Source organism: Enterobacter cloacae complex sp. HYC033_NIDB (assembly GCF_056673335.1).
Genome location: NZ_CP115123.1, coordinates 1281975 through 1306148, shown reverse-complemented (window position 1 = coordinate 1306148; position 24174 = coordinate 1281975). Strand labels below are relative to the sequence as shown.

General features: G+C 57.1%; 20 protein-coding genes. 8 read left to right on the top strand and 12 right to left on the bottom strand.

Features of this window, described 5'->3' with window-relative positions:
- Positions 1–185 precede the first annotated feature (185 nt).
- Positions 186–341 carry a Hok/Gef family protein gene (locus tag O1721_RS06200; protein WP_017383916.1) on the top strand — a complete coding sequence of 52 codons (156 nt, stop codon included), beginning with the start codon at positions 186–188 and terminating at the stop codon, positions 339–341.
- 70 nt (positions 342–411) lie between these two features.
- Here O1721_RS06200 and cybC read toward each other — a convergent pair whose 3' ends face one another.
- Together cybC and pmbA are read right to left on the bottom strand one after the other, a co-directional pair.
- On the bottom strand, positions 412–798 hold the full coding sequence (gene cybC, locus O1721_RS06195; RefSeq protein ID WP_010427378.1) for a cytochrome b562: 387 nt from the start codon (positions 796–798) through the stop codon (positions 412–414).
- A gap of 42 nt (positions 799–840) precedes the next feature.
- Positions 841–2193, bottom strand: coding sequence for a metalloprotease PmbA (pmbA, locus tag O1721_RS06190; protein WP_032647023.1), 1353 nt, complete (start codon positions 2191–2193; stop codon positions 841–843).
- Positions 2194–2288: 95 nt separating this feature from the next.
- On the opposite strand from pmbA, the gene yjgA reads away from it, so the two are divergent.
- Positions 2289–2840 (top strand): ribosome biogenesis factor YjgA, encoded by a 552-nt coding sequence (yjgA, locus tag O1721_RS06185; protein WP_017383918.1) that lies wholly within the window; start codon positions 2289–2291, stop codon positions 2838–2840.
- A gap of 105 nt (positions 2841–2945) precedes the next feature.
- Here yjgA and mpl read toward each other — a convergent pair whose 3' ends face one another.
- Entirely contained in the window at positions 2946–4319 is a 1374-nt protein-coding gene (mpl, locus tag O1721_RS06180) for a UDP-N-acetylmuramate:L-alanyl-gamma-D-glutamyl-meso-diaminopimelate ligase (RefSeq protein WP_032647021.1), read from the bottom strand.
- A 179-nt stretch (positions 4320–4498) separates the two neighbouring features.
- Here mpl and fbp point away from each other — a divergent pair, with 179 nt between their 5' ends.
- Positions 4499–5497: a class 1 fructose-bisphosphatase gene (gene fbp, locus O1721_RS06175; protein ID WP_003856070.1), complete on the top strand. Its 999-nt coding sequence runs from the start codon at positions 4499–4501 to the stop codon at positions 5495–5497.
- Positions 5498–5533: 36 nt separating this feature from the next.
- Here fbp and O1721_RS06170 read toward each other — a convergent pair whose 3' ends face one another.
- The 5 genes from O1721_RS06170 to ytfQ all read right to left on the bottom strand — a co-directional run bounded on the left by O1721_RS06170 (position 5534) and on the right by ytfQ (position 11782).
- A complete protein-coding gene (locus O1721_RS06170; protein WP_015572503.1) occupies positions 5534–7102 on the bottom strand; it encodes a methyl-accepting chemotaxis protein in 1569 nt (522 codons plus the stop codon).
- A gap of 93 nt (positions 7103–7195) precedes the next feature.
- Entirely contained in the window at positions 7196–8197 is a 1002-nt protein-coding gene (gene yjfF / locus O1721_RS06165; protein WP_017383921.1) for a galactofuranose ABC transporter, permease protein YjfF, read from the bottom strand.
- Entirely contained in the window at positions 8184–9209 is a 1026-nt protein-coding gene (ytfT, locus tag O1721_RS06160) for a galactofuranose ABC transporter, ATP-binding protein YtfT (RefSeq protein WP_017383922.1), read from the bottom strand. The genes yjfF and ytfT overlap by 14 nt, the downstream gene beginning before the upstream one ends.
- 10 nt (positions 9210–9219) lie before the next feature.
- Positions 9220–10722 (bottom strand): galactofuranose ABC transporter, ATP-binding protein YtfR, encoded by a 1503-nt coding sequence (gene ytfR / locus O1721_RS06155; protein ID WP_017383923.1) that lies wholly within the window; start codon positions 10720–10722, stop codon positions 9220–9222.
- Positions 10723–10825: 103 nt separating this feature from the next.
- Entirely contained in the window at positions 10826–11782 is a 957-nt protein-coding gene (ytfQ, locus tag O1721_RS06150; protein ID WP_032647019.1) for a galactofuranose ABC transporter substrate-binding protein YtfQ, read from the bottom strand.
- 309 nt (positions 11783–12091) lie between these two features.
- Here ytfQ and ppa point away from each other — a divergent pair, with 309 nt between their 5' ends.
- Positions 12092–12622 carry an inorganic diphosphatase gene (gene ppa / locus O1721_RS06145; RefSeq protein WP_006810347.1) on the top strand — a complete coding sequence of 177 codons (531 nt, stop codon included), beginning with the start codon at positions 12092–12094 and terminating at the stop codon, positions 12620–12622.
- Positions 12623–12779: 157 nt separating this feature from the next.
- Here the strand turns inward: ppa and O1721_RS06140 are convergent, their stop codons facing one another.
- The 3 genes from O1721_RS06140 to tamA are packed head-to-tail and all read right to left on the bottom strand — an operon-like array spanning position 12780 to position 18633.
- Positions 12780–13124, bottom strand: coding sequence for a gamma-glutamylcyclotransferase family protein (locus tag O1721_RS06140; protein ID WP_017383925.1), 345 nt, complete (start codon positions 13122–13124; stop codon positions 12780–12782).
- A gap of 2 nt (positions 13125–13126) precedes the next feature.
- Positions 13127–16903, bottom strand: a complete 3777-nt coding sequence (gene tamB, locus O1721_RS06135; RefSeq protein ID WP_032608368.1) for an autotransporter assembly complex protein TamB — start codon at positions 16901–16903, stop codon at positions 13127–13129.
- A complete protein-coding gene (gene tamA, locus O1721_RS06130) occupies positions 16900–18633 on the bottom strand; it encodes an autotransporter assembly complex protein TamA (protein WP_032647013.1) in 1734 nt (577 codons plus the stop codon). Before tamA ends, tamB begins: the two co-directional genes overlap by 4 nt.
- A gap of 224 nt (positions 18634–18857) precedes the next feature.
- Here tamA and msrA point away from each other — a divergent pair, with 224 nt between their 5' ends.
- Positions 18858–19499, top strand: coding sequence for a peptide-methionine (S)-S-oxide reductase MsrA (msrA, locus tag O1721_RS06125; RefSeq protein ID WP_006810351.1), 642 nt, complete (start codon positions 18858–18860; stop codon positions 19497–19499).
- Here the strand turns inward: msrA and O1721_RS06120 are convergent, their stop codons facing one another.
- Positions 19500–20558, bottom strand: a complete 1059-nt coding sequence (locus tag O1721_RS06120) for a LacI family DNA-binding transcriptional regulator (protein WP_023302973.1) — start codon at positions 20556–20558, stop codon at positions 19500–19502.
- Between the two features lie 192 nt (positions 20559–20750).
- On the opposite strand from O1721_RS06120, the gene O1721_RS06115 reads away from it, so the two are divergent.
- Genes O1721_RS06115 through O1721_RS06105 form a run of 3 tightly spaced genes read left to right on the top strand, consistent with a single transcriptional unit; the run spans position 20751 to position 24166 of the window.
- Positions 20751–21902 (top strand): Gfo/Idh/MocA family protein, encoded by a 1152-nt coding sequence (locus O1721_RS06115; RefSeq protein WP_015572494.1) that lies wholly within the window; start codon positions 20751–20753, stop codon positions 21900–21902.
- A 15-nt stretch (positions 21903–21917) separates the two neighbouring features.
- Entirely contained in the window at positions 21918–23096 is a 1179-nt protein-coding gene (locus O1721_RS06110) for a Gfo/Idh/MocA family protein (protein WP_032647008.1), read from the top strand.
- A gap of 2 nt (positions 23097–23098) precedes the next feature.
- Entirely contained in the window at positions 23099–24166 is a 1068-nt protein-coding gene (locus O1721_RS06105) for a Gfo/Idh/MocA family protein (RefSeq protein ID WP_032647006.1), read from the top strand.
- Positions 24167–24174: the final 8 nt, after the last annotated feature.

The following is a 24174-nucleotide window of genomic DNA, read 5'->3' as shown; positions in this document are numbered from 1 at the left end:
TGACGTGGATAAGGTTTTCTTATGGGGATCCGCTAGAGTGGCGGCGGGTGCTTGAGACTGACCGTCTCAGGCATGGGACGGAAAGTGGAAAGCCCCGCCTGATAAAAAATCAGGGCGGGGGCTCGAAACGACACGTCACACCGTGGAGTTCGCTACCTCGCCCGCTTAAAAGCAAGGAGGCATCCATGAAACGCAGAAACCCAAGTATCGGGGTTTTGATGATTATTTCTTTGACAATAATCATCTTAACGCTGGTGACGAGGAAAACACTGTGCGAGATCCGTTTTCGTAACGGCTCGCTTGAAGTGACAGCGCGGATGGATTGTCGCTCCGGCAAGTAGGGAGCAACGATGCGGGGGCGCATCATGCGCCTCCGCATACGGGGAGAGGACGTACAGCTCAGGCACCCAATTAACGATACTTTTTGTGGTACGTGTTGCGGGTCGCGACAAACTGATCGGCTGCCGCCTGGGCTTCTTTCACTTTGCCTTCGTTCGCCAGCTTCAGCGCGCCGTCAATCTGGCCGACCAGCACGTCAAAACCGTGGCGGTAGTCTTTCATCTCGGCGCTGTCTGCCGCTTTGCTTTCCAGCTTCGGCGGCGTCGCTTTTTGCGCATCCAGCGCGGCTTCACGCATTTTAGTCAATGCGTCTTTCATGTCCGCCGCATTGTCCGTTTTCTGCACCACCTTCAGGTTTTCACTGAGGATGTCCATGTTGTCTTCGAGATCGGCAGCAAACGCAGACGAGCCAAGAACCAGCGTTGAAGCCGCGACGATCGCTAACAGGTGTTTACGCATTGCTCACTTCCTTTTTTTATTATTAATCAGCTTTTACGGGGATTATTGCCCGGCGATTTTCATCTCCGGCAGTAATACAGAACCACACTGAATATTGCTGCGTGTTTCAATATCGTTACCGACCGTAACAATATTGCGCCACATGTCCTTCAGGTTGCCGGCGATGGTGATTTCGCTCACCGGATACTGAATTTCACCGTTTTCGACCCAGAAGCCCGCTGCACCGCGAGAGTAGTCGCCGGTGATACCGCTCACGCCCTGCCCCATCAGCTCGGTGACCACCAGGCCGGTGCCCATCTCTTTCAGCATCTGTTCAAAATTCAGGCCCTGTCCGGCAATGCGCCAGTTATGAATGCCGCCCGCGTGCCCGGTGCTTTTCAGCCCCAGCTTACGCGCGGAGTAGTTGGTCAGCAGCCACTGGGTCAGAATGCCGTCTTTCACGATATCACGACGTTCCGTGCGCACGCCTTCGCTGTCGAACGGCGAAGAGGCCAGCCCTTTCAGCAGGTGTGGGTGCTCTTCGATGGTCAGCCATTCCGGCAGGATCTGCTTGCCCAGCGAGTCGAGCAGGAAGGTCGATTTACGGTACACCGAACCGCCCGCAATCGCTCCCACCAGATGACCAAACAGGCCGGTTGCCACTTCGTTGGCAAAAATGACCGGCGCTTTCATGGTGGAGAGTTTACGCGGCGAAAGGCGTGACAGCGTGCGTTCGGCGCACGCTTTTCCCACCCACTCCGGAGACTGCAAATCTCCCAGCGCGCGGCCAATGGTATACGCGTAATCACGCTCCATATCGCCGTTTTCTTCGGCGATGACGCAGCTGGAAAGCGAGTGGCGGGTTGAGCAGTACCCCTGCAACATGCCATGGGAGTTACCAAACACTTTAATGCCGTAGTGGCTGTTAAAGCTGCCGCCTTCGGTATTGGTGATGCGTTTGTCAGCCTGCAAAGAGGCCTGCTCGGCTCGCGCGGCCAGCTCAATGGCTTCATCCGGCGTCACTTCCGCGGGATGGAACAGATCGAGATCCGGCGCGTCAAACGCCAGCAGCTCTTTATCGGCCACGCCAGCGTAAGGGTCCGGGGAGGTGTAACGCGCGATATCCAGCGCCGCCTGCACCGTACGGGCGATGGCATCCGGGCTCAGATCGGTAGACGACGCGCTGCCTTTACGATTCTGGTGATACACCGTGATCCCCAGCGCGCCATCGCTGTTAAATTCTACATTCTCCACTTCGCCATAGCGGGTGCTCACGCTAATGCCGGTGGTTTTGCTGACCGCCACTTCGGCGCCATCTGATTTACCTGAAGCGAGCGTCAGCGCGGTGGAGACGGCTTCTTCCAGGATCTTACGCTGCGCTTCAACTTGTGAGGTTACTTTCATCGCAAATGCCATACTGTAAGAGAGAGTTAAGTGAAGTCTAACAGAGAACCGTTTTTCAGTGCGCGTCTTAACTGGTAACATTAGCCTCTTTTTTTAAGGAGCCTGACATGACTAAGCAGCCCGAAGACTGGCTCGACGACGTTCCCGGTGATGACATCGAAGACGAAGATGATGAGATCATCTGGGTCAGTAAAAGTGAAATTAAACGTGACGCCGAAGAGTTAAAACAGCTTGGCGCAGAAATGGTAGAACTGGGTAAAAACGCGCTGGATAAGATCCCGCTCGACCAGGATCTGCGTGATGCCATTGAACTGGCACAGAAAATCAAGAAAGAAGGGCGTCGCCGCCAGCTTCAGCTTATCGGTAAACTGCTGCGTCAGCGCGACGTGGAGCCGATCCGTCAGGCGCTGGACAAACTGAAAAACCGCCACAATCAGCAGGTTGCGCTGTTCCATAAGCTGGAGCAGATCCGCGATCGTTTGATCGACCAAGGTGATGACGCAGTACCTGAAGTGCTGAATCTGTGGCCGAATGCCGACCGCCAGCAGCTGCGATCGCTTATCCGCAACGCGAAGAAAGAGAAAGAAGGGAATAAGCCGCCGAAGTCTGCGCGCCTGATTTTCCAGTATCTGCGCGAGCTGTCTGAGAACGAAGAGTAATCTGTGCGGGTTTGCGCCGGATGGCGGCGTAAACGCCTTATCCGGCCTACAAGGTCGTGCGAAAAAATGTAGGCCCGGTAAGCGCTAGCGCCACCGGGCTTTTTTTTACTCTGCGGCCGCGGCTTTCTTCGCCAGACCGTCCAGCAGCTTCTGATGGATACCACCAAACCCACCGTTGCTCATCACCAGAATGTGATCGCCAGGCTGTGCGGCTTTCACCACCATATCCGCTAAGACATCCACGTCCGCACTCCAGTGCGCCGGCTGAATGCAGGCGTCTGCCACTTCCGCCACCTGCCACGGAATATGCTGCGGTTGCAGCAGGAAGACTTCGTCGGCACGTCCTAAGGACGGCGCAAGATCGTCTTTGCAGATGCCCATTTTCATGGTGTTCGAACGCGGTTCCAGCACGGCCAGAATGCGCGCGGTGCCGCCAACTTTGCCACGCAATGCGGCAAGCGTCGCCAGAATGGCCGTTGGGTGGTGCGCGAAATCGTCATACACGGTCACGCCGTGGGCTTCACCGCGCAGCTCCAGACGGCGACGGGCGTTGATAAACGAGCCCAGCGCATTGGCGGCATCCGCAGGCAGTACGCCCACGTGACGCGCCGCGGCGATCGCCATCAGGCCGTTGTGCATGTTGTGCTCGCCCACCAGGCCCCACTTCACCTCGCCCACTTTCTCACCGTCGAGCAGCACTTCCCATTCGGAGGCATCCGCGTTGAGCTTTTTCGCCTGCCAGTGCCCCTGCTCGCCAACCAGCTCCTGCTCGCTCCAGCACCCCATCGCCATAGTCTGCTTCAGGTTGATGTCGTTCTCCGGCAGGATAATGCGGCCCTGACCCGGAACAATGCGCACCAGATGGTGGAACTGTTTCTGAATCGCTTTCAGGTCGTCAAAGATATCCGCGTGATCGAACTCAAGGTTGTTGAGGATCAGCGTGCGTGGGCAGTAATGCACGAACTTGGAGCGCTTGTCGAAGAACGCGCAGTCGTATTCATCCGCTTCAATCACAAAGAACGGGCTGTCGCCCAGACGCGCGGAGACGTCGAAATTCCCCGGTACGCCGCCGATCACGAAGCCCGGCTTGTAGTCGCAGGCTTCGAGGATCCAGGTCGCCATACCGGCGGTGGTGGTTTTGCCGTGCGTCCCGGCAACGGCGACAACCCAGCGGTCGCGCAGGACAAAATCATGCAGCCACTGCGGGCCAGACATGTACGGGATATTGCGTTCCAGCACCGCTTCAACGCATGGATTCCCACGGGTCATGGCGTTACCCACGATCACCAGATCCGGCTGCGGCTCCAGCTGGCTGGCGTCATATCCCTGAATCAGAGAAATTCCCTGCTTCTCGAGCAGCGTGCTCATCGGCGGATACACATTGGCGTCCGAACCTGTCACTTCATGGCCCAGCGAGCGCGCCAGCATTGCCAGTCCGCCCATGAAAGTGCCACAAATCCCCAATATATGAATGCGCATACGTCACTATCCTTCTTCAATGTGGCGCACATTTTACTCACATGTCAGCGGCTGTGAAACGCATTTCAGGTAAATCCGTATTTTGCTGGCGCGATTCACCTCTGCGCTAATATTTGAATGTTTGTTAAGATTGTTGGACATCAACCGCTTTACTCAACATAAGATGCAGGGAAAGTGTTATGAAAACGTTAGGTGAATTTATTGTCGAGAAGCAGCACGAGTTCTCTCATGCTACGGGTGAGCTCACTGCTTTGCTGTCGGCAATAAAGCTGGGCGCTAAGATCATCCACCGCGATATCAACAAGGCCGGTCTGGTCGATATCCTGGGTGCCAGCGGTGCCGAGAACGTTCAGGGTGAGGTTCAGCAGAAACTCGACCTGTTCGCCAATGAAAAACTGAAAGCTGCACTGCGCGCGCGCGACATCGTTGCGGGTATCGCCTCTGAAGAAGAAGATGAGATCGTCGTATTCGAAGGGTGTGAACACGCGAAATACGTTGTTCTGATGGATCCGCTGGACGGCTCCTCCAACATCGACGTTAACGTTTCTGTCGGTACCATTTTCTCCATCTACCGTCGCGTCACGCCGGTTGGCACACCGGTGACGGAAGAAGACTTCCTGCAACCGGGCAGTAAACAGGTTGCTGCCGGTTATGTGGTGTATGGCTCGTCCACCATGCTGGTGTACACCACCGGCTGCGGCGTACACGCCTTTACCTACGATCCGTCCCTGGGCGTGTTCTGCCTGTGCCAGGAGCGTATGCGCTTCCCGGAGAAGGGCAACACCTACTCCATCAACGAAGGCAACTACATCAAATTCCCGAACGGCGTGAAGAAGTACATCAAATTTTGCCAGGAAGAGGATAAAGCCACCCAGCGCCCATACACCTCGCGCTACATCGGCTCGCTGGTGGCGGATTTCCACCGTAACCTGCTGAAGGGCGGTATTTACCTCTATCCAAGCACCGCCAGCCACCCGGACGGAAAACTGCGTCTGCTGTACGAGTGCAACCCGATGGCATTCCTGGCCGAACAGGCAGGCGGCAAGGCGAGCGACGGTAAAGAGCGTATTCTGGATATCGTGCCGGAAAGCCTGCACCAGCGCCGTTCATTCTTTGTCGGCAACCGCCATATGGTGGATGACGTTGAACGCATGATCCGCGAATTCCCGGACGCGTAACGCACGAAAAGGGGAGCCAGGCAGGCTCCCTTTTTTTCAGGCCGTTTGCATCGTCAGCTTGAAGGAGGCCATCGCTTCCATCAGCTCGCGCGACTGTTCCTCCAGGGAACGAGTTGCCGCAGATGATTGCTGGACCAGCGCCGCATTTTGCTGCGCCGTTTCATCCATCTGATTGACGGCGATATTCACCTGCTCAATACCGCGGCTCTGCTCCTGGGAAGCCGTCGCAATTTCACGCATCAGTTTGGTCATACGCAGTACTTCGGTGGCGATCTCGTCCATCGTCTCACCGGCCTGCTGCGCCAGCTCGCTGCCCTCGTTCACGTGGGTTTGCGAATCGCTGATAAGCGAGCGGATCTCTTTCGCCGCATCAGCACTGCGGCTGGCGAGATTACGCACCTCACCCGCCACGACCGCAAAACCTCGCCCCTGCTCACCCGCACGCGCCGCTTCAACGGAGGCGTTCAGCGCCAGAATATTGGTCTGGAAGGCAATGCCGTCGATGACGCTCAGGATATCGGCGATGCGCGCCGAACTGCCGGAGATGTCGCGCATCTTCTCAATGACATAGCAGACCATTTCACTGCCGTGATCGGCGGTATCGGAGACCGACTTCGCCAGCTGGTGCGCCTGCTCGGCGTTATCGGCGTTAAGTTTCACCGTGGCGGTGATCTCTTCCATGCTGGCGGCCGTCTGCTCCAGCGAGGTGGCGGTGGATTCCGTGCGCTGGGCCAGGTTCATATTCCCGGCCGTCAGCTCGCGGCTGCCGGTATCAATCTGCGAGCTGGCGTCACGCACCCGCAGAACCGAGTCCATCAGCGACTGGCGCATCCCTTCGATCGCCGCGTTAAGGCGATTAAATTCCTGGCTCGCCGGCGCGTTCAGGGTATGGGTTAAATCCCCGGCCGCCACATGTTCCAGCTGGGCAATCGAGGCTGAAAGCGGCTTGAGCAGCATATGGCGCAGCACCAGCCAGGCCAGCACGATAATGCCAGCCGTCAGCAGCGCCGCGACGATAATCAGGATCAGCACGCGGGTTTTACTCGCCTGCACAGCGCTCACCTCCGCTTTACCGCGCGCCTCGCTCCATGCCTGGAACGCCTGCATATCGTTATCAAACTGCTTCGCCACCGGGACCAGCTTGTTTTCCAGCAGATCGTAATAGCTGTCCGCGCTTTGCTCGTTCAGGGCTTTCAGCATCGGGCTGATACCCTGCTGGTTGTACACCGCCAGACTCGCGGCAACGTTATCCAGCAGCTTTTGCCCCTGCTCATCCGCCACGCCGCTGCCGATCACGTCCTTCAGCGTTTTCTGTGCCAGCGCCACTTCCTGGTTAATGGTTTTGACCGCCCTGGCCGCATCGTCCAGCAGGCCGACCTCCATCATGCGAACGGCCTGCCCCGCTTCGTTACGCGCGCGCAGGATCAGCGTATAGCCGGCATTCAGCTGCACCATCTGTTCACCCTGAAGATGATTGATGCGCTGGAGAGAAGCGGAACTTTGTGTAAGGGCATAAATGCCGATGCCGCTGACAATCAGCAGCAGAAGGGTCATAACGGCCAGTAAAGAGAGCAAGCCGGTACGAATCGATAGCGTTTTAAGCATGATGTTATTTCCGGTAGCGAGATATTTCTGGGCATAAAAAAAGAATATCGGCCGCTACCGGAAAATGTTTAGAGTTTAAGCAATTTCAGCATGTTATCGCTCTGTTAAAGATGTATTCACCCGGGTAACAGGCGAGCTCTGGCGGTTCTCCCACAGCACCGTCAGGCCGCGCTGGAGCGCGATAAAAATAAACAGCAGAATGCCGATAGCGATTTTGGTCCACCAGGAGCTGAGCGTGCCGTCGAAGTTGATATAGGTCTGAATCAGCCCCTGGATCGCCACGCCAAACAGCGTGCCGAGGACTGTCCCCACTCCGCCGCTGAGCAGCGTACCGCCAATCACTACCGAGGCAATGGCGTCCAGCTCAACGCCCACCCCCGCCAGGGCATAGCCTGCCTGGGTATAAACCGAGAATACAATCCCCGCGAGGGTGGCCAGCCCGGTCGAAAGCATGTAGATGCGAATAGTCGTGCTGCGCGTGGAAATTCCCATCAGGTTCGCGGACGTGGCGCTGCCACCAATGGCATAAACCTGGTTACCAAATCGGGTACGGTGGGCGAGGAAGATCCCGATCACCACCACGCCCAGCATCAGCAGCCCCATTGCGCTCAGGCGCCCCCCGCCGGGAATTTTCCACGCCAGACTGGAGAGCGTGTCGTAGATCGGATGGTTAATTGGAATTGACTCCTCCGACACCAGATAGCTCACGCCGCGCAGGAAGAACATCCCGGCGAGGGTGATGATAAAGGCCGGGATTTTCAGCGCATCGATCAAAAGCCCCATAAAGGCGCCGAACGCGCAGCCCATGACCAGCACCAGCGGAAAAGCCAGCAGCGGCGAAATCCCCCAAAAGCCAATCGCCTTGGCAAGGAACACGCCGGTAAAGGCGATCACCGACCCAACGGAGAGGTCGATCCCGCCGGAGAGGATCACAAACGTCATGCCGACGGCGATAATGCCTAAAAAGGCATTGTCGGTCAGGATGTTGCAAATCACCCGCGTGGAGGCGAAGCCCGGGAACTGGGTCAGGCAATAGAGGTACCCCAGCACGAACACGCCCAGCGTGATCATTAACGGCAAATTACGTTTTATCATGACCGCGGTTCCCCTTAATGAGAGTGATAAAGCGCGGCGACTGCACGATAAGTACGATAAGCACCACGACCGCTTTGACGACCTGATTCAGCTCCGGCTGGAACCCGGAGAGCAAAATACCGGTATTCATACCCTGAATAATCAACGCCCCCACCACCGAGAGCAGCAGATTAAAACGTCCGCCCATCAGCGATCCACCGCCGATAACCACCGCGAGGATCGCATCCAGCTCGAGCCAGAGTCCGGCGTTATTGGCATCCGCTCCGCGAATATCGGCGGCCACGATCACCCCGGCAATCGCAGCACAGACGCCGCTCAGCACGTAAGTCAGCATCACCATCAGCCGCGTATTTACCCCGGCGTTTTTCGCGGCCCGAATGTTAATCCCCACCGCTTCGATGAACATCCCGAGCGCCGTTTTGCGGGTGAAAAGCCAGAACACCACCAGCGTCACCAGCGCGACGATCACCGGCGTCGGGAAGAACAGAAAATTACCGCTGCCGATCCACGCCAGGCTCGGGGAGTTAAAGGTGACGATTTGACCGGAGGTGATAAGCTGCGCCACACCGCGCCCGGCCACCATCAAAATCAACGTCGCGACAAACGGCTGGATCTTGAGCACTGCGACCAGAATGCCGTTCCATAGCCCGGCTAATACACCGGAGCCCAGCGCGGCCAGCAGAACCACCGGCAGGCTGTGCCCGGCGACGGTCATCGAGGCGGCGGTGGCGCCCGCAATCGCCATTACCGCACCGACGGAGAGGTCGATCCCGCCGGTGGCAATGACCAGCGTCATACCAATCGCCAGCAGCGCCACGGGCGCGGCACGGTTTAAGATGTCGATTGGGCTACCAAACAGGCGGCCATCCTGCACGACAATCTGAAAGAAATGCGGAGCCACCAGGCTATCCACCAGCAGCACCAGCAGCAGCGCCACGATTTGCGGCGTGCCGGTCGGCCAGGTGAAGCGGCGCTTCGCTTCGCCAGTTTGCGAAAGAGAACGGGACATCACATTTGACTCCTTACGCCGCGATGGCATTCATGATCGCCGGAACCGACAGTTTATCCAGCGGGATCTCTGCCACCTGCCTGCGATCGCGCATGATGATGACGCGATCGGCATAGCCGACCAGCTCCTCCAGCTCAGACGAGATCACCAGCAGCGCCAGACCGTCGGCGCAAAGCGTTTCGATAAGCCGGATGATTTCGGCGTGCGCGCCCACGTCGATACCGCGCGTGGGCTCGTCGAGGATCAGGAACTGCGGTTTGGTGAGCAGCCAGCGAGAGAGGAGAACCTTCTGCTGATTACCGCCCGAGAGGAACTCGATGGGCTGTTCCGCGCTCGGGGTACGGATACCGAGCTGGCGGATGAAGCGCTCGGCAATCGCGTTCTGCTCGCGCTTAGGGATCGGACGCAGCCAGCCGCGCTGGGCCTGTAGCGCCAGAATGATGTTTTCCCGCACCGAGGCGGCGGCAATAATCCCGTCCGTTTTCCTGTCCTCCGGACAGAAGCCCACGCCGAGGCACGACGCCTGATGCGGTGAACGTAGCGTTTGCGGTTTGCCTTTGATCAGCGCCGTTCCGCTGTCGGCAGGTTTGATCCCGAAGATGACTTCGGCGGTTTCGGTGCGCCCGGAGCCTAACAGCCCCGCCAGACCCACAATTTCACCGGGGCGTACCTCGAGGTTAAACGGCGCGATGGTCCCTTTTCTGCCGTAATCGTGAAACGCGGCGATCGGTTTTTCGCTCAGCAGCGTACGGCCCGCGCGCTGAAGCGCGTTGGTCTCCAGCTCGCGGCCCAGCATCATTTTGACCAGCTCTATCTGCGGCAGCTCGCGGGTTTCCCGGCAGCCGACAAAGCTGCCGTTGCGCAGCACCGTTATACGGTCGCTCACCTCGTAAACCTGATCGAGGAAATGCGTCACGAAAATCAGGCTGACGCCCTGATTACGCAGCTGGCGCATCAGGGTAAAAAGCATCTCCACTTCCTGGGTATCGAGGCTGGCGGTGGGTTCATCGAGGATCAGCACTTTCGCCGAGAGATCGATAGCGCGACAGATCGCGACGATTTGCTGCATCGCTACGGAAAAACGGTTCAGCGGTTCGCGCACGTCGAGAGAGAAGCCATACGATTCCATCAGCTTCGCGGCGCGCGCTTCCATCTCTTTGCGGCGCAGCAGGCCAAAACGTCTGGGTTCGCGGCCAATAAACAGGTTATCCGCTACCGACATGTTTGGCAGCAGGTTCACTTCCTGGTAGACCGTGCCGATCCCCAGTTGCTGGGCATGCGCGGTGTTTTTGGGCGAAATGGCGTTACCTTCCAGCCAGATAGCGCCGCGATCGGCGTGATAGACCCCGGTCAGGGTTTTAATCAGCGTCGACTTCCCCGCCCCGTTTTCGCCGAGCAACGCCATGATCTCCCCACGCCGCAGGCTGAAATCAACGTTATCCAGCGCCTTAACGCCAGGGAAAAATTTACTCAGGCCCTCTGTGCGGAGGATTTCCTGGTGTTGTTCGGTGGTCATGGTTTCCCCCTGCATCAGGCCGGATGACGCTACGCTTATCCGGCCTACAAAAGAGCGTATCGTAGGCCGGGTAAGCGCAGCGCCACCCGGCAATTTCACTGGATCAGTAGCCCATATTTTTCTTCTTCTCTAACTCTTCTTTCGCCGTGTCCGGCAGGTAGAGCGTGGATTTGGTGATGGTCAACTTCTCAGGCTGGGTGCCGTCTTTCTTGAATTTCTCCAGCGCATCGAATGCCGGGCCCGCCATATTTGGCGTCAGCTCCACGCTGGCGTTCGCTTCGCCGTCAAGCATCGCTTTGTAGATGTCCGGTACGCCGTCGATCGAGCCGGTGAGGATATCTTTGCCCGGCTTCAGGCCCGCTTCTTTGATGGCCTGGATGGCGCCGATCACCATGTCGTCGTTGTGGGCGTAAACCATGCAGATATTTTTGCCGTTATTTTCTGCCTTGATGAAGCTTTCCATGACCTCTTTACCCTTGCTGCGGGTGAAGTCGCCGGACTGAGAACGGATGATCTTAATGTTTGGTGCTTTGGCGATGGCCTCCGCGAAACCTTTCTTACGGTCGATAGCCACGCTCGCCCCGACGGTGCCCTGCAACTCAACCACGTTACACGGCTTGCCATCCACCTGCTTCACCAGCCAGTCACCAATCAGTTTGCCTTCCAGCACGTTATCGGCGGTGACGGTGGTCATATAGAGAGATTTGTCTTTTACGTCGATGGAACGGTCGAGCAGAAAGACCGGAATTTCAGCATCTTTGGCTTCCTTCAGCACCGGCTCCCAGCCCGTGGCGACAACCGGGGCAATAAAGATGGCATCCACGCCCTGAGCGATAAACGAGCGCACCGCTTTAATCTGGTTCTCTTGCTTTTGCTGACCATCGGCGATTTTCAGCGTAATACCGCGCTTTTCGGCCTCACTTTTCGCCACATTCGTTTCAGCGGCGCGCCAGCCAGATTCAGATCCGACCTGCGAAAATCCAACGGTTAAGGGTGCGGCCATCGCCATAGACGACATGGCTGCCGAAACTGCTGTAACAAGAAGTAAGCGCTTCCACATATGAACGTCCTCGTAGGGTAGGTTATTGTTGGTTAAAAGATGTTCCGCGGATGAACTATAGCCAATGGAATATGTTACGGATTGCGTTACATCACACTTCAGAAAAGTGAATAAAACGTTAATCACAAGTTTGTAATCGCTTTCATTTCAACATTTAAAATGCGGCTGAGTTTATGGATTATCCTGTCATGGAAACGGTCTGAAAAGTGAAGGCGCGAGGGAGAGAAGACGAAAACAGGCGGAGACTTTCAGCGCCAGTTGGCTATAATACCTGCCACTTGTTTACCATCCATTTTAAAGGACACCGACATGAGCTTACTCAACGTCCCTGCGGGTAAAGAACTGCCAGAAGACATCTACGTTGTGATCGAAATCCCGGCCAACGCAGATCCAATCAAATACGAAATCGACAAAGACACCGGTGCGCTGTTCGTTGACCGTTTCATGTCTACCGCCATGTTCTATCCGTGCAACTACGGCTACATCAACCACACTCTGTCTCTGGACGGTGACCCGGTTGACGTCCTGGTCCCAACGCCATATCCATTGCAGCCAGGCTCCGTCATTCGCTGCCGTCCTGTTGGCGTGCTGAAAATGACTGACGAAGCGGGTGAAGATGCGAAACTGGTTGCCGTACCGCACACCAAGCTGAGCAAAGAGTACGATCACATTAAAGATGTGAACGACCTGCCAGAGCTGCTGAAAGCGCAGATCGCCCACTTCTTCGAGCACTACAAAGATCTCGAAAAAGGCAAATGGGTTAAAGTTGAAGGCTGGGATAACGCAGAAGCGGCGAAAGCAGAAATCATCGCCTCTTTCGAACGTGCTGCTAAGAAGTAATTCTTACTGCTGAGACTAAGCCCCGCGCGTCGGGGCTTTTTTGTGCCTGTCGCTCCTGGTAACCCGTGCGATTGAGGAGTATCGCCCGGCGGCGCTACGCTTGCACGGGCCTACGGCGCAAAACGACAACGCCACCTTACGGTGGCGTTGTCGTTTTTCAGAACTGGTCTCTGTCTAACCAGTTACCGCTTTCAATCAACGTTAACCCGTCGACCGAACGTTGGTACACGTACATCCATGCACTGCCGTAAGGCGTCTGGATCAACTGGCGAGCGTATTCACCGCCCCTGGTGCGCAAGGCATCAAGTTCGGCCAGCGTGGCATTATCAATACGATAAACCTCACCCTGTACCGTTCCGTTCCCCGGAACCGCGCCTGGATAGTGGCCCAGACTGTACAACTGGTAGTTTTCGATTGTGTAATTTCCCAGCAACTGGGCGTTGGTCATCCAGTGGCTGTTGCCTTGCCTGGTTCGTAAACTGCCGTAAACAAATATTCGCATTGCTAAAACTCAAACTGATAGAGCAGATCAAGTGCCTGGTCTACGCCGGACACTGCTTCCAGATATAGCTTAGGCATCAGGCGATAACGTAACGTGAGTGTAGCCAGTGAGTCAAAGATCCCCACGCCATATTTTACCTGTAGACCCGGCAGTACATAGCCGCTGACCACTACCTGCGAAGAGTCACCCACGCCCTGAGTGTCCAGCGCCAGATTGCTTACGCCAAACGTCTCGCCGATTTTACCCACAACCTGACCACTTTGTGCAACCCCCAGACCGACTAACATTGATGTCATTGCCGCACCATCGCCCTGTTGGCTATCCAGACCCTGGCCGCGAAGGAGGTAAGAGAGCGCTTCCTGTTGCGACATGGCCGGGTCAGAGAAGATCTCTGCCTTAGGTTCATCGGCGGAGCCCGTCACGCGCACGCCTGCAATCACATCATCTTCGGTGGCTTCCGGGTTACGGATCGCTTCGATATTGAGTACCGGCTGATCCGGTGGACCGGAGAACAGCAGCTCGCCTTTACGCACAATCAAATCCTGCCCGTAGGCATGGAAGCGCCCTTCAGGAATATTGATTTGTCCATTGAGGCCAAGTCCCTGTTGATCCTGCGCCACTTTCAGGTCACCCGTGAGTCTCGCCTTCAGCCCAAACGCGTCCAAACGCACGTTATTCCCCACGTGCACGATAAGATTACTATTGATCGGTATGCCAGCGCTCTTCTGTTCAACAGGTTTCAGATTTTCATTGAGCATAACTTCGTCACTGGAGACGCCAACCGCGCTTTCCGGCACCTCGTGAACTACGATGCGCGCCCACGGTACGTCAACACGGCCGTCCAGGGTGAAGAGACTCGGCGTTGCCTCAAAGACCACGTCTGGCGACACGTCCAGGCGCACCATCGGCGGTACCGTGATACGCACCCTGCTGCCCTTGGCCGCAATACGGGCGCGCCAGTTGTCGAGCTGGCTCCAGTCTGCGTCACCGCTCAGGTTGATTTGTCCCTGCTGCGTCAACACTGAGCCACTGAGGGTTGAGCTTTGGCCGTTAAAGTTCATCGTCAGCTGGCTTGGCTGCATATCGAACGGCATAAAGTTACCGTCAATGTCCACACCGTTTAACCGCATCTGGCCAAACAGCTGTGGGCTTTGCGCATCCCCCGCCAGACGCAGGTTGGCGCTGAGCATCCCCGCCGCCTTTTCTCCCCGCGAGAAGATCGGATTCACCATCGCCAGGTTGAAGTTACGAATATTGACGTTGCCGCCGAGATTGCGCCGCCCTTGCGGATCGGTAATTTGCACCTGTCCGTCAAACTGACCGTTGTTGGTCAGGCGGATCAGCCATCCCAGTTCCGCACGATTGTTACGCAGGTCAGCGTTCACATTCAGGGTGTCGAACGCCACCGGCAGTGGCGCGTCATTGACCTCCTGCGTCACCTTCACGTTACGTCCGGAGAGGGTAACGCTGCCCTGCGGCAGTCCCTCTTTGGTGGTGTCCCACGCGACGTCCGCTTTGCCGCTGAAGACCCCGCTGGCCTGGGTGGTTTCCGGCATAAACGGTTTCAGCATCGCCAGGTCGAAACGGTTGAGGTTGATCTGCGCGCGTCCTTCCGCGCCCGCATCAATGGTCTGCGGCACGCACAGCTCAGCATTCGGGTTGGTCCAGCAGTGTGGCCCAATGCTGATCTTTTGCTCCGCGTTGCGGTAATCCAGCGCGACAGACCGCGACAGCACCAGCGGGCCGACCGGCGTGCTGAAGCGGGTGTTATCCAGCACGCCTTTCCAGCGCGTCGCCTGGCGGTCAAAACTGCCCGTCAGGTGCAGCTGCCCGGAGACCGGCTCGCCCTGCACGCGTAGCTGGAGATCGTGCTGCTTTTCGTTACCTTTTGCCGCCAGCGTGACCAGACTGATGTTCACGTCCGGCTGAGAGATACGCTCCACGCGCAGATCCAGGTTTCCGCCGATCTGATCGGTGGATTTCACGTCCCCCTCGACGCGTACGCGGGCAATAGAAAGTTCCTGCCAGCGCAGGTTATTGGCGGTGATGTCCGCCAGCAGCTGCGGCGCCTCCACCGTACCGCGAACCTTCACTAACCCCTTCGCCGTGCCGCCAAGACCCGGCAGGGCGTTATCGAGATTTGGCGCGTCGATGGTGGCATCCAGATTGAGGTCTTTCACGCCCAGCTCGCCTTTGATATCCGCCGTGTTGCGACCCAGCGCCACGTGCAGGCCCGGGATCACCCACTGGAGATAGCTGTTGCCCTTAAGCGAGCCCTCTACGTTGACTTTGTTCTGCTTCACGTTGCCGGTGAGCTTGAGTTCCGGCACGTCCATCTGCCAGGTGCCACCGTACAGGCTACCGCGGGTTTTGATCAGGCCATCCAGTTTTGACGGCCAGTCCGGGACCTCTTTAGCGGTGTTGATCCCGGTCAGCTTCAGCTCGCCGCGCCAGCTGATCGCCTGCTGCCAGTCGAGCAGCGCGGTCAGCTCGGTTTTTCCTTCCAGCGCCGCCACGGTCAGCTTGTCGAGGTTAACCTGCAACTCGTTACCCTTCGCATCCAGGGTGATATCGGCGGGCGGTACCCCCTGCCCCTTCACTGCCGTGCGGAACGACAGCGTGTAGTCGGTCATTTTGCCACTTAGCTTCAGCTTCAGATCGTCAGCCTGGAACTGTTTTTCGCCGGTGAACGGCCAGTAAAGCTGCTTGCTGACCACCTCAAGGTTGAGCGGTAAACCGGCCTCTGCCAGCTGGGTTTGTCCGCGCAGCACCATATCCACCGGGCCGGAAAGGTTCACGCCGAACTCCAGCTTCTCGCGCAGCGCGCCGCCGACTTTCACCTTCACCTTTTCGCCTTTCAGCGGATCGATGTTCAGGGCGCTATTCAACGTAATATCTACCGGCCAGTTGTCGCGCAGCAGCGCATTGCCTGAGGCGTTGACCGACCCCTGGTTAGTATCAATATCCAGCGCGTCGAGCTTCATGTTGCCGTCGATACTGCTGACTTTAAGCAGCATGTTGAAGACCGTCAGATCGGTATCGCCGGTCAGACGCAACTGCTCGCCCTTAAACTCTTCGATATTGAGGTTCAGCGGCAGATGCACGTCGGTCATCTCCGGCAGAACCGGTTTCGAGAAGAGATCTTTCAGCGTTTCGCCCAGCGGTTTTTCTTCCGGCTGCGGGTTCTGGATCTTCGGCTCGACGATCTCTTCCTGCGCCACGTCGGCCACCTTCGGTAGCGCAATCAGCAGCCCTTGCAGGGAGGTTGGGGTCAGGGTGAGGTTTTTCTCCTGCCAGCGCAGACCGGAAGTGAAATCCATCACGGATACCGTCGTGTCGTCGATTTTGATATTCACGTTATCCAGTGCGACCCGGTAAAGCGCAATCGGGTACGGCGTGGAGAGGTTCAGCGGGCCGCTGTCCTCTTCTTCGACAGGCTCGGACTTCGGCATTTTTTTGGAATCTATCGCCACGTTAACGTCTTTTAGCGACAGATCGTTTACGCACAGCTGGCTGTCCCGCAGGCAGCCGAGCTTGACCGCCAGATGAAACTCGCCCGCATTCACCGCCACACCGGGCTGTTCATAACGGATATTTTTCAGGCGCAGATCGCGCCAGCCGCCCGTTACCTGGCCGATTTCCAGCCCTGGCACCCAGCGGTTCGCGGCATTAAACAGCAGATGCAGGCCCGTGGTGGTGCCCACCAGAAACGCCACCGTACCGAGCAGTAATACGATAAAAATCAGCACCCCGAGGCTTATCTTCTTCCATAAACTCATAATTCAGGCCCCAGACCGATGTAAAACTGTAAACCGTGTTCGTCTTTGTCGCCCACCGGAACGGCGAAATCGAGCTTGATGGGCCCGACCGGTGACTGCCAGCGCACGCCTACGCCCGCGCCGGTTTTGAAATCGCTGCGGCGGATATCGTTCACCGCTTCACCGCCGTCAACGAACATCGCTCCCCACCACTTGCCGCTGACGTTGTACTGGTACTCCAGCGAGCCAGTCGCCAGTTTTGACGCCCCGGTCAACTGGCCTTTGTCGTTTTCAGGTGAGATCGATTTGTACTTATACCCGCGAATGCTGCGGTCGCCCCCGGCGAAGAAGCGCAGATCCGGCGGGACGCGTTCGAAATCACCGGTTTCGATCCAGCCGAGATTACCGCGCATCACAAAGCGGTGTTTGTCGTACAGCGTGCGGATCCAGACGTTTTGCGCCTGAAAGACGGAGAAGTCTACGTCGGAGCCCCAGGCGGTGTTGGAGTAATCGATGGAGTAGCGCTGAGAATCGCCCCAGGTCGGCATCAGGCCACCGCGCGAGCGGGTACGGCTGATCATCACGCCCGGATAAAGCAGCATGGTGGTGTTGGTGACGTTTGCCTGGGTAAAGTGGTCGAGGCTCCAGCGCAGGTTAATGGCGCGCTGCCAGCCGCTGGAGAGATCCCAGAAGCGTGATACCGCAAGCGTCGTCGAGTCCTGCTCGGTATCGTTCAAATCGGTACGCTTAAAGCCGCCCTGCACGAGGTAGTATTGCTCAAGCGGATTTTTCAGCAGCGGCATTTTATAGCTGAAGTCCAGCTGCTGTTCAGGCGCAGACAGGCTGACGCTGGTGGTCAGGCTGTGGCCGTAGGAGTTCATCCACGGTTTTTTCCATGAGGCTTTCACGCGCGGGCCGACGTCCGTGGAGTAGCCGACACCGGTCTCAATGGTGTTCTCGGTGCGCGGAGAGACCACGCCATGCAGCGGTAACACTTTCGTTTTACGGGATTTATCAAATTCCGGCGCTACCACCACGGAGTTAAACCAGCCCGTCGCGGACAAACGACGGTTCAGCTCGCCCAGGTCGCTGGACTGGTAGTAGTCGCCCTTTTTAAACGGCACCAGATTTTGCAGATACTCGTCACGGATTTGCGATCCTTCGAAGGTCACATCGCCAAACCGGTAGCGCTCGCCGCTGTCGTAATCGATATCCCAGAATGCCTGACGTCGCTCAAGCGCAACGCCCAGCTGGCTTTTGTTGAACCGGCTGTCGAAGTAGCCTTTGCGCAGCGAAACGCTGGTTAAGGATTTTTTAAAACGATCGTAATCCCCGTGATTGAGCACGGTGCCCACTTTCGGACGGGTGCTGAGCAGATCCAGGTAGTCCCGATCGGTGCGCGCACCGCCGCGCAGCACCACGTTCGTGCCGCCAATCAGGACGGGTTCGCCCGGCGAGACGCGGGCAATCAACACCTGGCGTCCTTTCGCCGGCGGCGGGCGTAAATCGAAATCGATGGTGGGTTCGTAGTACCCCAACGCCTTTAAGCCTTCGCGGATGGCGTCATCCACGCGCGCGCGAAAACGCCGATCCGGCGTGACCTCATCGCTCTGGATAGTAGAAAGCTGCGCACGCACGTTTTTTTCCAGCGCCCCGGATAACCCCTCAACCTGCAAACGGACATTCGCCGCGCTGGCAATCCCGCTGGTCAGCAGTAAGCTGACTAAACATAACTGGCGGATCTTTGTCACGTTTTCTCCTGAATATCCCTGTTTCCACCCTGGAAGCAAATGCAGTGCCGCTCCGCGGCAAAATACGGCCTGAAAGCCAAAAACCCAAATTACGGGTTGAAAAAGGGTGTAACACCCAAATATTTCTTATGATTAAATCTAGACTCATTCATCGCATTTATTGTGTTCAATTAAACGCTTCGTGACAACCTTAACCGAAACAACGCTACCCGGGAGGCCCCACCGTGAGTTTATTCGATAAAAAGCATCTGGTATCACAAGCCGATGCGTTACCGGGACGCAACACCCCTATGCCAGTGGCAACATTACACGCCGTAAACAACCATTCAATGACAAACGTTCCTGATGGAATGGAGATCGCCCTGTTTGCCATGGGCTGCTTCTGGGGCGTAGAACGCCTGTTCTGGCAACTGCCGGGCGTGTACAGCACCGCTGCGGGCTACACCGGAGGATATACGCCTAACCCAACCTACCGCGAAGTCTGTTCCGGTGAGACCGGTCATGCTGAAGCGGTGCGTGTGGTGTATGACCCGAGCGTCATTAGCTATGAACAGCTGCTCCAGGTGTTCTGGGAAAACCATGACCCGGCACAGGGCATGCGTCAGGGTAACGATCACGGCACCCAATACCGTTCGGCCATCTACCCGCTCACCCCAGAGCAGGAGGCCGCCGCCCACGCCAGCCTGACGCGTTTCCAGGAAGCGATGCAGGCGGCCGGTGATAAACGTCAGGTCACGACGGAAATCGCTACCGCGAAACCGTTCTACTATGCCGAAGACGACCACCAGCAGTACCTGCATAAAAATCCGTACGGCTACTGCGGTATCGGCGGCATTGGCGTTTGCCTGCCTCCCCAGCAGGCCTGATTACTGCATCAGCGCCACGCGAGCCGCGTGGCGCGTGGCATTACTCACCGAACCGTAATCAATGACTTTCCCCTGCAACAACAGGTTAAACACTGGCGCCTGTGGTCGGTTGAGCCGCGTTTGCAGCAAATGCACCGCTTCTATACCCAAATCCCGACAGGGCACCGTGATCCCCGTAATGGGCTTTTCAAGCCGGTTTGCTAAATTCCACGCAAAATCGGTGGTGATGATGGAGATGTCTTCCGGCACGCGCAGCCCATGCCGCTGTAACGCCTTCAGCACACCCTCGGTCATGCTGGTGCTGTTGGGAAAAATGACCTCAGGCCACTGCGCTCTGTCGTGACGTAACAGCCACGCATCCAGCTCGCGCTCAGCCTCTTCAGCGGTAAACCACTCCGTGACCAGTAAATCCCGCTGCGGCTCAAACGCCACATGAAAATGCCGGTACGCTTCTTTAATTCCATCCAGCCGGGCATAGAGCGTGTCCCGGCGTAAACAGGTGATGGTCAGCACCCGGCGATGCCCCTGCTCGAAAAGATATTGCATCGTGGTAAAGCCGATTGCGCGATGATCGGGCGAAACCGAATCCAGCACCCGGTCCCGGTCGACGGAATTAATTAATACACAGGGTTTATTCAGCGTGCTGGCCAGCTTAAATATGGTGGAATCATCCGTACCAATGATAATTATTGCGTTAATATTTTTATGGCTTGCCTTTTCCATAAATAATTTCACGTCCGCATTCTGTTCCTCTAATCCGCAATAACTGATCCAGACATTATGTGGCGCGCTGGCTTCCGCAATGCCTTTGGTCACTTCCAGATAAAAAATATCCCCACGACCCTGAAACGTTCTTTCAGGCGCAAATACAGCGATTCCGTTAATTAAAAGCCGTCCGCTCGCCATCGACTCCAGCACGCCAAGCTCCCGTGCGATGCGGACAATGGCTTCCCGGGCCTTATCGCTGGTATAAGACTTGCCGCTCAACACCCTGGAAACCGTGCTCACGGAATATCCCGTCAGGGATGCGATCTCCTCCATTTTTAACTTGCCCGGCATAGTGTGACCTCGCTCTCAATCAGTTTTTGCAAATATTTGCAGAAACAGCGCTTTGATTTTAAAACCAAATTTCAAAATGGTTGGAGTTTACTTATTCACCTTGCGAGTATTCTCACAAAAACACATTGTCGCTACGTCTCGCCTTTCCTATTTTTCGGTCATCACGCTTTTTGGCTGAAATTAAGGTGAGACATGGAGAAGGTACGTTTTGGCATTATTGGTATAGGTAATATCGGTACGGTCCACGCACGCTATTTACTGGCCGGAACCGTCAGCGACGCCTGCCTTACGGCGGTGTGCGATAACGCGCCGGAAAAGCATCCGGCCATTCGGCAGCTGGTTGGTGGCATTCCGCTGTTCAGTGATGCGCAGGAGATGCTCCAGAGCGGGCTTATCGATGCGGTCATTGTCGCCACGCCGCATTACGATCACCCGCACCTGTCGATGCTGGCGATGCGCCACGGCATTCATACCCTGTGTGAGAAGCCAGCAGGCGTCTACACCGCGCAGGTCCAGGAGATGAACGCCTGCGCCCGGGAGTGCGACGTGGTGTTCGGCATCATGTATAACCAGCGGCCCAACCCGCTGTATCAGAAAGTGAAAGATCTGATCGACAGCGGCGAGCTGGGCGAGATCCGCCGCTCCAACTGGATCATCACCAACTGGTATCGCTCGCAGAGTTACTACAACTCCGGCGGCTGGCGCGCCACCTGGAAAGGGGAAGGCGGCGGCGTGCTGCTCAACCAGGACCCGCACCAGCTCGATCTCTGGCAGTGGCTGGTGGGCATGCCGGTTCGTCTGCGCGCGTTTTGCCAGTTCGGTAAGCATCGCGATATCGAAGTGGAAGACGAGGTGACAGCCTACGCCGAATATGCCAGTGGCGCGACCGGCGTGTTCATCACCACCGTCGCGGAAACACCAGGTACCAACCGCCTGGAGATTGTCGGCGATCGCGGCAAAGTGGTCGTCGACGAGGGCAAACTGCGCTACTGGCGGCTGCGCGAATCGGAAACCGAGTTTAACGCTCGCTGGCAAAATGGCTTCGGTGAGCCGGAATGCTGGGAGGTTTCTGTCCCTGTTGCCCCGGAATACAGCGAGCACCACGTCATCACCGCCAACTTCTGCGCCGCCGTGCTGCGCGGCGAGCCGTTGATTGCACCGGGTCTGGACGGCATTCGCGGTTTAACCCTCTCTAACGCCATGCACCTCTCCACCTGGACGGACGACTGGGTTGAGCTACCGCTGAACGAAAAGCAATACCTGCGCCTGCTTCAGCAGCGCATCAGCACCTCTGTAGATAAAGGGGCCACCAGCATCACGCTGGATGCCGCGGGTACCTGGTAACACCGGAGAAAATCGATGTTAAATGTCGCCATTGTGGGAACAGGAAATATCTCCCATAACCATATTCAGGGTTATTTGCAGTTTGGACAGCGCTGCCGGATCGTTGCGCTGGTTGATATCTATCCGGAGAAAGCGGAAGAGAAAAAAGCGCGTTACGGCCTGACGGACGCCCGCGTGTACGCCAGCCACCGGCAGCTGCTGGAGGATGCGCTTCCCATCGATATCGTTGACGTCTGCACCCCGCCCTATGTCCATGCGGAGATCAGCATTGATGCGCTTCATGCCGGCTGCCATGTGCTGTGTGAAAAACCGATGGCCGCCTCGCTGGAGGAGTGTGATGCGATGATCGCCGCCCAGCAGGCCAGCGGAAAAACGCTCTCCATTATTGCCCAGAACCGCTTTACCGATGCCTTCTGGCGCTTAAAAGCGGCGCTGGATTCCGGCCTCGCCGGAAAAATATGCCATGCGCAGGTGGATTCCTTCTGGTGGCGCGGACATTGCTACTACGACCTGTGGTGGCGCGGCACGTGGGAAAAGGAAGGGGGCGGCTGCACGCTGAACCACGCGGTGCACCATATTGACGCCATTCAGTGGATGCTCGGCTTCCCGTCTGAGGTGGTGGCGATGATGACCAACGTGGCCCATGACAACGCCGAAGTGGAAGACCTTAGCGCCGCGATATTCAAATACCCCAGCGGCGCACTCACCCAGCTTACCGCCTCGGTAGTACACCACGGGGAAGATCAGAAGATCATTATCCAGGGTGATAAAGCGCGCATCTCCGCCCCATGGCAGGCTTATGCCAGCGTGAGTGCTGACAACGGCTTCCCGCAGGAGACCAACGATATTGAGCGAGAAGCCCTGCTTGATGCCGTTTTCCAGGCGACGCCCAGGCTCGAATGGACTCTGCACACCGGGCAGATTAACGACCTGCTTCAGAGCATTGAGCGCGGTACGGCCCCGCTGGTGGACGGCGTGCAGGGTAAGCGCTCGCTGGAGCTGATTACTGCGATGTATAAATCAGCCATTACCCGCAGTGTCGTTTCCCTGCCTGTTGGTCGCGATGATCCGTTTTACCGTACCGGCGGGACGAACGCTCTCGCCCCCCGTTTTTATGAAAAATCCGCAAGCGTCGCCAACTTCAACGAAGTGGGCGCTATCCCTCTGGGTAAAGATCTGGATCGAGGACTGTAACCATGAACAAGAATGACGGAATGAACTACGCGCCAGTGGGCAAACCGCAGCCGGTGGTGCAGGCGAGTGAATTTGTATTTGCCGCCGCCGCGCTCGACCACGGCCATATCTACGGAATGTGTAATGGCCTGATTGAAGCAGGTGCCACGCTGAAGTGGGTTTACGATCCCGATCCGGCGAAAGTGGACACGTTTGTTCAGCAGTACCCGCAGGTGAAGGTGGCTGATTCCCTGGACGTTATTCTCGCCGATGGCGACGTGCGCCTGGTGGCCGGGGCGGCCATCCCCTCCGAACGCTGTGCGCTGGGGCTGAAGGCGATGACGGCTGGCAAAGACTACTTCACGGACAAAGCGCCGCTCACCACCCTTGAACAGCTGGCAGACGCCAAAGCGATGGTGGAGAAAACCGGGAAAAAATACGCGGTCTACTACAGCGAGCGTCTGCACGTGGAAAGCGCGGTCTTTGCCGGGCAGTTGGTACAGCAAGGCGCCATTGGTCGCGTGGTGCAAACCCTGGGCATGGGGCCGCACCGGGAAGGGACTGGCCGCCCGGACTGGTTCTACGATCGTCGCTATTTCGGCGGCATCCTGTGCGACATCGGCAGCCACCAGATCGAGCAGTTCCTGTTTTATACCGGCAACCGCGACGCCACCGTGGTCGCCAGCCAGGTGCGCAATGTTAACCACCCGCAGTATCCCGCATTCGAAGATTTTGGCGACGCCATGCTCAAAGGAGAAAACGGCGCCAGCGGCTATTTCCGTTGTGACTGGTTCACTCCTGACGGGCTCTCCACCTGGGGCGATGGTCGCCTGACGCTGCTCGGTACCGACGGGTATATCGAGATCCGTAAATATGTCGATCTCACCCGGGGTGAGCAGGATGTCGTCTACCTCGTCAATAACGAGGGCGAGTTCCGCTATCCTGTGGCCGGGCAGGTTGGGTTCCCGTACTTTGGCGAACTGATCCTCGACTGCCTGCACCGCACCGAAAATGCCATGACTCAGGCGCATGCTTTCAAAGCTGCCGAACTGTGCGTGAAAGCACAAATGCTCGCAAACGCAGCTGACTAAGGGGACGA

Bases quoted from the DNA above. Each gene is read 5' to 3' on its own strand.
- yjgA (WP_017383918.1), top strand. From the start codon at position 2,289: ATGACTAAGCAGCCCGAAGACTGGCTCGACGACGTTCCCGGTGATGAC.
- O1721_RS06140 (WP_017383925.1), bottom strand. From the start codon at position 13,124: ATGCGAATATTTGTTTACGGCAGTTTACGAACCAGGCAAGGCAACAGC.
- O1721_RS06120 (WP_023302973.1), bottom strand. From the start codon at position 20,558: ATGCCGGGCAAGTTAAAAATGGAGGAGATCGCATCCCTGACGGGATAT.
- O1721_RS06110 (WP_032647008.1), top strand. From the start codon at position 21,918: ATGTTAAATGTCGCCATTGTGGGAACAGGAAATATCTCCCATAACCAT.
- yjfF (WP_017383921.1), bottom strand. From the start codon at position 8,197: ATGATAAAACGTAATTTGCCGTTAATGATCACGCTGGGCGTGTTCGTG.
- cybC (WP_010427378.1), bottom strand. From the start codon at position 798: ATGCGTAAACACCTGTTAGCGATCGTCGCGGCTTCAACGCTGGTTCTT.
- O1721_RS06170 (WP_015572503.1), bottom strand. From the start codon at position 7,102: ATGCTTAAAACGCTATCGATTCGTACCGGCTTGCTCTCTTTACTGGCC.
- ytfR (WP_017383923.1), bottom strand. From the start codon at position 10,722: ATGACCACCGAACAACACCAGGAAATCCTCCGCACAGAGGGCCTGAGT.
- O1721_RS06115 (WP_015572494.1), top strand. From the start codon at position 20,751: ATGGAGAAGGTACGTTTTGGCATTATTGGTATAGGTAATATCGGTACG.
- fbp (WP_003856070.1), top strand. From the start codon at position 4,499: ATGAAAACGTTAGGTGAATTTATTGTCGAGAAGCAGCACGAGTTCTCT.
- ppa (WP_006810347.1), top strand. From the start codon at position 12,092: ATGAGCTTACTCAACGTCCCTGCGGGTAAAGAACTGCCAGAAGACATC.
- O1721_RS06200 (WP_017383916.1), top strand. From the start codon at position 186: ATGAAACGCAGAAACCCAAGTATCGGGGTTTTGATGATTATTTCTTTG.
- pmbA (WP_032647023.1), bottom strand. From the start codon at position 2,193: ATGGCATTTGCGATGAAAGTAACCTCACAAGTTGAAGCGCAGCGTAAG.
- tamB (WP_032608368.1), bottom strand. From the start codon at position 16,903: ATGAGTTTATGGAAGAAGATAAGCCTCGGGGTGCTGATTTTTATCGTA.
- mpl (WP_032647021.1), bottom strand. From the start codon at position 4,319: ATGCGCATTCATATATTGGGGATTTGTGGCACTTTCATGGGCGGACTG.
- ytfQ (WP_032647019.1), bottom strand. From the start codon at position 11,782: ATGTGGAAGCGCTTACTTCTTGTTACAGCAGTTTCGGCAGCCATGTCG.
- O1721_RS06105 (WP_032647006.1), top strand. From the start codon at position 23,099: ATGAACAAGAATGACGGAATGAACTACGCGCCAGTGGGCAAACCGCAG.